The 7,514-nt window shown below is 64.9% G+C and carries 7 protein-coding genes; all 7 read right to left on the reverse strand.

Features of this window, described 5'->3' with window-relative positions:
• The coding region (locus ABNS06_RS16880; protein WP_348675778.1) for a MotA/TolQ/ExbB proton channel family protein at positions 1-1,214 on the reverse strand (1,214 nt) is incomplete at its 3' end.
• Between the two features lie 4 nt (positions 1,215-1,218).
• The gene (locus tag ABNS06_RS16885; RefSeq protein WP_348675779.1) at positions 1,219-3,789 is read right to left on the reverse strand and encodes a TonB-dependent receptor; all 2,571 of its coding nucleotides are present in this window, start codon (positions 3,787-3,789) and stop codon (positions 1,219-1,221) included.
• Positions 3,790-4,038: 249 nt separating this feature from the next.
• The gene (locus ABNS06_RS16890; protein ID WP_348675780.1) at positions 4,039-4,437 is read right to left on the reverse strand and encodes a nuclear transport factor 2 family protein; all 399 of its coding nucleotides are present in this window, start codon (positions 4,435-4,437) and stop codon (positions 4,039-4,041) included.
• A gap of 29 nt (positions 4,438-4,466) precedes the next feature.
• The gene (locus ABNS06_RS16895) at positions 4,467-4,775 is read right to left on the reverse strand and encodes a 2Fe-2S iron-sulfur cluster-binding protein (protein ID WP_348675781.1); all 309 of its coding nucleotides are present in this window, start codon (positions 4,773-4,775) and stop codon (positions 4,467-4,469) included.
• Positions 4,776-4,800: 25 nt separating this feature from the next.
• Positions 4,801-6,009 carry an FAD-dependent oxidoreductase gene (locus ABNS06_RS16900; protein ID WP_348675782.1) on the reverse strand — a complete coding sequence of 403 codons (1,209 nt, stop codon included), beginning with the start codon at positions 6,007-6,009 and terminating at the stop codon, positions 4,801-4,803.
• Positions 6,006-6,827: an enoyl-CoA hydratase-related protein gene (locus ABNS06_RS16905; RefSeq protein ID WP_348675783.1), complete on the reverse strand. Its 822-nt coding sequence runs from the start codon at positions 6,825-6,827 to the stop codon at positions 6,006-6,008. The genes ABNS06_RS16900 and ABNS06_RS16905 overlap by 4 nt, the downstream gene beginning before the upstream one ends.
• Positions 6,828-6,862: 35 nt before the next feature.
• The coding region (locus ABNS06_RS16910) for a cytochrome P450 (RefSeq protein ID WP_348675784.1) at positions 6,863-7,514 on the reverse strand (652 nt) is incomplete at its 5' end.

Here is a 7,514-nt window from a genome sequence, read left to right on the forward strand (position 1 = left end):
AGGGTGATCGCCTGGAAGGTGTTGATCATGCCCACCACCGTGCCCAGCAGACCCATCAGCGGGGCCACCGCGGCGATGATCGCCAGGAAGATCGTGAAGCGACGAATGCGGGCCGATTCCCTGGCAAGCTGATCATGCAACCGCAGTTGCAGGGTCTCCGGATCGACCCGCTGGCTGTCCTGATAAACCAGTACGAGACGGCCCAGCGCGTTGGAGCGTCGCGGCGTATTCATTCGCCGCCGCTGGCTGGCGATCAAAAGGCTGATCCAGCCAATGTGCAGCAGCTTGAACACCGCCAGCACCAGCGCGATCGCGCCCAGCCCCAGGATCATGTAACCGACCAGTGCACCCTGGTCGATCCGCTCGGACAGCGTGGGCTTCTCCGCCAGCAGCGACACCAGCACGCCCCCGGTCGGATCAACGCTAAGCGTCCCCAGCCCATCCGAACCGCCGAGGTAGCGATTGATCTGTGTGAGATACGGCCCGGCGGGCTGGCGATCCAGCGTCAGCACCTGCTGGGTGCCGGCATCCCAGGCCAGATATGCCGGGGCCGGTTCGGCGGTGATCAGGTTGAACCCACCGACGCGGACGATCTCCCGCTCGACCACATCCCCGCCCGGCGTGCGGACCGGTGCGCGCAGCGTGACGATGTCGCCGCGCGCGGTGATCTCCCGCTGCATCTCGAACCACAGCGCCTTGATGTCGTCGACCGACGAGACCTCGGAGGCGCTCTTCATCCTGTTGGCAAAGGCCTCCAGCCAGGCATCGCGGCCCGGATACTGGATGCTGGTCGCCGACCCGTTGAATGCACCGATCAGATCGGAGGCGCTTTGCTGGAACACGCCGAACAGTTCCTTCAACGCACCGATCTTGTCCTTGAGCAGCAACGCCTTGTCGTCGAGCTCGGTGGCGTTGGCGTCGAACCGGCCCTCCAGGCGCCGGCCCTCCGCCTCCTCCGACTCGATCCGGGCACGGGCCTGCTTCAGTTGCGCCAGCGCCTCGTCCCGTTTCTCGGCGAACCGCGACTCGCGCTCGCTCAGCTCGGCGGGCAACGCATGGTTGACCCCGCGGACCCGGTCGAGCACCGACGCCAGCGACGCGTCACCGGCGGGCTCCGCCGCGGACACCGTACCGGTGCCCGCGACGATGACCAGCGCGGCGACAAGCCCCCGGATCGATACCCTTCGAGTGCCCTGCATCTCGAATAACCGCATCGAATTATCGGGCGAAGTCCCACTTCATGCGGACGCCATAGAGACGCGGCGGCGCGAAGGTGACGGTGCGGCCGAAGTCCTGCTGGACGATGGACTGGTAGTAGTCCTGGTCGGCGGCGTTCTCGACGAATGCCGTCAGCTGCAGCCCCCAGGGGCGATAGAAGTACGACAGGCGGCCGCTCCACAGATCGTAGGCGGGCTGCTCGTAGAACGGCGAGTTCTGGGGCGTCGTGTTGAAACCGCTGTTGTAGTAGTAGTCGACCCCGATCTCGAAGTCGCCACCGGCGACACCACCTATGAACTGGTTGACGGACACCGTGCTGGTCAGATCCGGCGTGCGGACGATGTCGTTGCCGGTGAAGTCCCGGGCCGGGCCACCAAGCAGACTGTCATCGCCGAAATACAATCCGGTGTCGTCGTCGTAACCGGACCCGTTCGGATAGTCCGTGTACTTGGCATCCAGGTAGGTCGCGCCCGCGGCGATGGCCAGACCCGGATTGAGATCGGGCATCGGCTGCCACACGGCATCGAACTCGGCCCCGGTGATCTCCGCCTCACCGGCGTTTCGGAACGTGACGATGCCGCCCGAGCCGATCGACACGATCGCGGTCAGCAGGCCGTCGATCTGGGTATGGAACACCGCGGCGTTCAGGCGAAGCGTGTTGTTGAACAGGTCCGACTTGAAACCCAGTTCGTAAGCCGTCGCCGTCTCGCGTTCCACCGCATCCGGCGCGGTCAGGAAGTTGACGATGTTGTAGGTCGGGCTCTTGTAGGCCTGCTGCGCCGACGCGAAGATCTGGAAGTTGTCGCTGACGCGAAACTGCAATGCCAGTTTCGGTGACCAGGTTTCATCCTCGAGATCGGGCACCTCGAAATTGAACAGGCGCACGTTCTGCGAGGTGCTGTGCGAGTCGAAATACTCGTTCGGCGGCTCGCCTGCCGTGGGCAGCACGACATCGAGATAGCTGTTGATCAGGCCTCGGGTTTCTTCCTGGTAGCGCAGTCCCAGCGTGATATCCAGCCAGTCCGCCGCGAAGATGGTCGTCTGGAAATACGCGGCGTTCGACTCCGTGGTCAGGATCCCGCCGTTCCCGAGCACGATGTCGCCCGTCGCGTTGATGAACTCGTTGACGGTTCCGCCCAGGTTCGTGCCCAGCAGGTTGTCCAGGCGCCCCAGCAGATGCGGAATGCCCACCACGTTCGAGCCGAAGCCGGCGGCGTTCAGGCTCAGATACAGGCTGCCGAATCCGCCCTCGCCCTCCAGGCGGTAAAGCCCCGCCACCCACTGCATGTGCTCGGAGAACGGCGACGTGGCATTGGACAGGAACTGGAGCTCATAGGTCTTCTGCAGATTGAACTGGTCGTTGCTGTAGAACTTCGCCTGTGAGGTTTCGGTGGAATCCAGGTCGTACGACGCCTCGTCGACATAGGCATCGTTGTCCGAGTAGATCAGCTTGATGTCCGCGAGGCTGGTCAGCCATTCCAGCGTCGCGCCGAACAACTCGTTGGTCGTCTGGTTTCCGCCCTGGTAGTCGTTGTGCCAGACCCGGTCCGGCTCGTCGGCGGGCACGCCGCCGGCGAAGATCGGTGCCGGGCGCGTGTTCTCCTGTGACAGCGAGTTGCTGTTGAACTGCTCGTTGATCGACCCGACCAGGGTCAGCGACAGATTCTCGGACGGATAGAGCTGAAACTTGAGGCGACCGCCCTCGACGTAGTCCTCCTTCATCGGACCCGGTTCGCCGAAGATCTCGTTGCGGCCGAACAACTCCTGATTTTCCCGGAACAGTGCCAGCGTGGCGCCCGCGTACTGAGTCAGCGGAGTGCCCAGATAGATCTGATACTTGCGGGAATCGTAGTTGCCGAACGAGGACTTGAACGTGCCGACGAACTCGTCGGGCGAGTCGGCCGTGACGATGTTGATCGCGCCACCGGTGGCGTTGCGCCCGAACAGCGTGCCCTGCGGCCCCTTGAGCACCTCGACGCGCTCCACCGGACCAAGGGTGTCCTGCTTGCCCTGACTGGGGCCGATGTTGATGCCGTCGATGTAGGTCGCGACGCTGGGGTCGGCGTTGGGCAGAAACGCGTCGGTACCCACACCGCGGATGTAGATGACGCTGTAGCCGTAGGTGTAAGTGTAGGTCAGCCCGGGCGTGATCTTCGCCAGATCCGCCGTGGATTCCACGCCGAACGCATCCAGCTTCTCGCCGCTGAAGGCGTTGATCATGATCGGGACGTCCTGCACGTCCTCCTCGCGTTTCTGCGCGGTGACGATGACCTCCTCGACGATGCGGCTGCTCGGACGCCGTTTTGCCGGAGCCGGGTCTTCGGCGTCGGGGTCGACGACGGGAATGGTGTCAACGGTGTCCGCTTCCGCGGTTTCGGCAGGCGCCTCGTCCTCGGCGGCCGTGGAGTCGGCGCCAGCGTCCTGCTGCTCCGCCTCCCGCGCGCTTTCCGGTTCGCTGTCCGCCGGACCGAACAGGGCATCGAGTTCATCCGACTCGCTTTGCGCCTGCACCGATGCACTCAGCATCATGCCGAGGCAAACGGATGCCGCGGTGAAAAATCCCTTTCTCATGTCTCCTCCGCATCACTCGCGCTCAGCCCTGTTCCGTTGGGCGGACACGCGTTCTAATTCTTTTTTGCCGCGCGGTCGTTCGGCTTTTTACCAACCGTCATGCAGACCGTGCTCTGGCAGATTACATACTTACCGACAATGTGTCTATCGATAATTATGTCCGTAAGACACCATTAGGGCGTGACCGCCCCATGGCAGCCCACCGGCGGTTCGCGGAATGTTCCGCCAACCGGCCGGCGGCCGCCTGTTTCAGTCGCTGAATGCCGCCACGGCCTCGGCGGTGTTCATGAAGTCGCGGAAGCGAACCCACTTGCCGTTCTCGACGGTGATGACGTGGGCGAAATCAGACCGAATGTCGCGCCCCGTGGACCGCGCGGTCAGATGCAGCTGACCGGTCACGGTGACCATCTTTCCATCGCTCAGGAACTGCTCGGGCTCGAACTGGTGGATATCCACCGAACTCAACACCGTGGTGAAGAAGTTCGCCGCCTCGGTCTTGCCGTTGTAGGTGCCGGCATAGGGAATCACGTCCGGACCGTAGAACTCGATCACCACGTCGTCATCCAGCAGCTCCACGATCGCCGGCACATCCTTGTTACCAAAGCGGGTGAAGACCTCAACGGTCGTGTCAATTTCCGGTGTGCTCATCTCTCGGGTCTCCTCCGGGGGTTGTTGTTCTATTCGGCGCTGGCGATCGTGACCGTCAGCCCATCCATCTCCGATTCAAGATTGATCTGGCAGGCGAGACGGCTTTGCGCGTTGCTGTTGAGCAACTCGTCCAGCAGTTCCACCTCCAGTTCCTCTCGGGCGGGCAATCTGGCCAGCCAGCCCGGGTCCACGTAGACCTGACAGGTGGCGCAGGAGCATTCCCCGCCACAGGTGGCCTCGACGAGGTCCAGCTCGGCCAGCACGTCCATCAGCCGGTCGCCTTCTTCGCAATCCAGGACCAGAGCGTTTCCCGCCCGATCCGTCACGTTGATCTTCATCGTCTTTCGTTTCCGGGTTTGTTCGTCACAGATCCCGCAGTGCCATCGCGGAATCGGTGAGTTGTTCAGGGCAAATTGATCGGCCGGCGGCGACCAGGCGCTTGGCGACCATGAAGTCACCGCCGGCGTTGAGACACTGGGCGGCCGCCACGCGGCCATCCCGAAGATAAAAGCAGCTCAGCCGGTCACCGTCGCCCGGACGGACGACCCATTGGGCGTTCGCTGGCGCCAGACCAACCATCTGCAACTTGGTGTCGTACTGGTCGGACCAGAACCACGGCGCGGTCGCGGCGGGCCGGTCGGCGCCAGCGATATCGGCGGCGACGATGTTCCCGGTCTGGATGGCGTTGTCGACGGACTCCAGCCGCAGGCAGTCGCCGCCGATCGACCGGCAGGCGACGTCACCGATGGCATGGATGTCCGGATCACTGGTGCGGCAGTTCTCATCAACGACGATGCCGTTCTCGCAGGCCAGTCCGGCCGCCTCGGCGAGTTCCGAATTCGGCGTCATGCCGATGCCGACCACCAGCCGGTCCGCGGCGATCTCCTCGCCGTCGCTGGTCACCACCGCCGAGAACGCGGCGCCACCCCTGATCTCGCGAACACCGCGACCGCAGTGAATCCGGCCACCGGTGCGGGTGTGGCAGGCCACCAGGTGTTCGGCGATGGGCGGCGCGGCCGAGCGGCCGAGCACGCGGTCCTGTGCTTCCAGCACCGTGACCTCGCAGCCCAGCATGCGCAGCGACGCCGCGACCTCCAGGCCGACGTAACCGCCACCGACCAGCACCACCCGGCAGCCGGGAAACACGTCGGCGCGCAGCGCCTCGGCGTCGGCCTTCGAGCGGAGGTGGTGCACGCCGGTCATGTGCTCCGGGACCAGACTCAGGCCGCGGGCCCTTCCTCCGGTCGCGATGACCAGGCGGCCATAATCCACCTGCGTGCCGTCATCCAGCGCCACGCTGCGCGCGGCCCGATCGATCGCGCTCACCGGGCATCCGAGCATCACCCGGACATCCAGGCGCTGGTAGTACTCGGGCTTGCGGATCAGCAGCTTTTCCACCGGCAGCTGGCCCAGCAGGTATTTCTTCGACAATGGCGGCCGGTGATACGGCAGCGTGTTCTCGCCGCAGATCAGGGTGATTCGACCAGTGTAGCCCTGCGAGCGCAGGCTGCCGACGAGCTGAGCCGCGGCCTGCCCGCCACCGATGATCACCACCGGCTGGGCCGAACTCATGCGAGCAGGTCCTCGAACCGCGTGGCCCGCTTGCCCTGCTGGGCGGCGATGGCCTCCGGCACGTCGTCGGTGACGAACATCGCCGCGTTCCACACCGTCATGTAATCCAGCCCATCGCTGACCTGGGCGCGGCGATTGCGCCGCAGCGCGGTCTTGGTGCCGGCGACGGCCAGCGGCGACAGTCCGGCGATCCGGCGGGCCATGTCGTCCGCCGCCGCGTGCAGCGCCTCGATGGTCGGCTCGACCCGGCTGATGAAGCCTGTTGCCTTCGCCTCCTCGGCGGGCAGACGCCGGCCCGTCAACGCCAACTCATCGACCACCGCGGGCGAGATCAGCGTCGGCATGCGCTGCAGCACGCCGAGATCGGCGGTGATGCCGACGTTGATCTCATGAATGCCGTAGAAACCGTCCGCCGCGCAAAGTCGCAGGTCGGCGGCGCAGACCAGATCCAGCCCGGCGCCGATACAGGCACCCTGGGTCGCGGCGATCACCGGAAAGCGCAGCGCCTCCAGCTGGTCCATCGGCTTTTGCAGATAGCGAATCTTGCGCCGCAGCCATTCACGGTAGCGACCGGCCTCGGCCTGCTCCTTCTCGCGAACGGCGCGGAAGAAATCCAGGTCCATGCCCGCACAGAAATGCGGCCCCTCGGCCTTGATCACCAGCGCACGCACGCTGGGCGTGGCATCAAGCTGTTCCAGCGCATCGGACAGCTCACCCCAGAACGCATCGCGTAAGGTGTTGAGCTGCTCGCCACGGGTCAGCACCAGTTCCGCGACGGCGTCATCCACCGTCAGACGGAAGGAGTCTGTCTGCATCATCGGCTTGTGCTCCTGCGGGTCGGGCGCGGCCGCGCTCAGGACTTGAGCACCACCGGCAGCGACTGCAGCCCGTAGGTCAGGAGCCCCCCGGTCTGGCGCTTCATCGGCTTGGAGCCGGCCTCGATGCCGCTGCAGCTGTCGAGGATGACGTCGAGCATCTTCTCGGCTTCCATCCGCGCCACGACCGAGCCGAGGCAGTGGTGGATGCCGTGCCCGAAGGTGACGTGCTTGCCGATGTTGGGGCGGCCCAGCACAAACTTGTCCGGATCCGGGAACACGCTGGGGTCGCGGTTGGCAGCCGCCATGAAGAAGGCGATCCACTGCCCCTCCTTGATCTGCACGCCGCCATGCTCGCAATCACGGGTCGCGACGCGAAACAAACGCTGGGGCGGGCCGTCGCGGCGCAGGCTTTCCTCCATGAAGGGACGCAGCTGCTTGCGATCATTCTTCAGCAGGTCGAACAGCTCGGGCTGCTCGACCAGCGTGGCGACCAGGTTGCCCAGGAAGTAGGTGGTGGTCTCGGCGCCTGCGACCACCAACGTGATGCAGAACAGGACGACCTCTTCCTTGGTCAGCTGCTGACCCTCGTCCTCGGCGCGAATGAACGCGGCCATCAGCGTGTCGGGCACCGACTCGCCGCGCTCGATCTTGTCGTAGCACTCGGCGACCTTGGCGGTGTAGTACTGG

This window comes from uncultured Abyssibacter sp., from assembly GCF_964000955.1.
GTDB lineage: Bacteria > Pseudomonadota > Gammaproteobacteria > Nevskiales > OUC007 > Abyssibacter.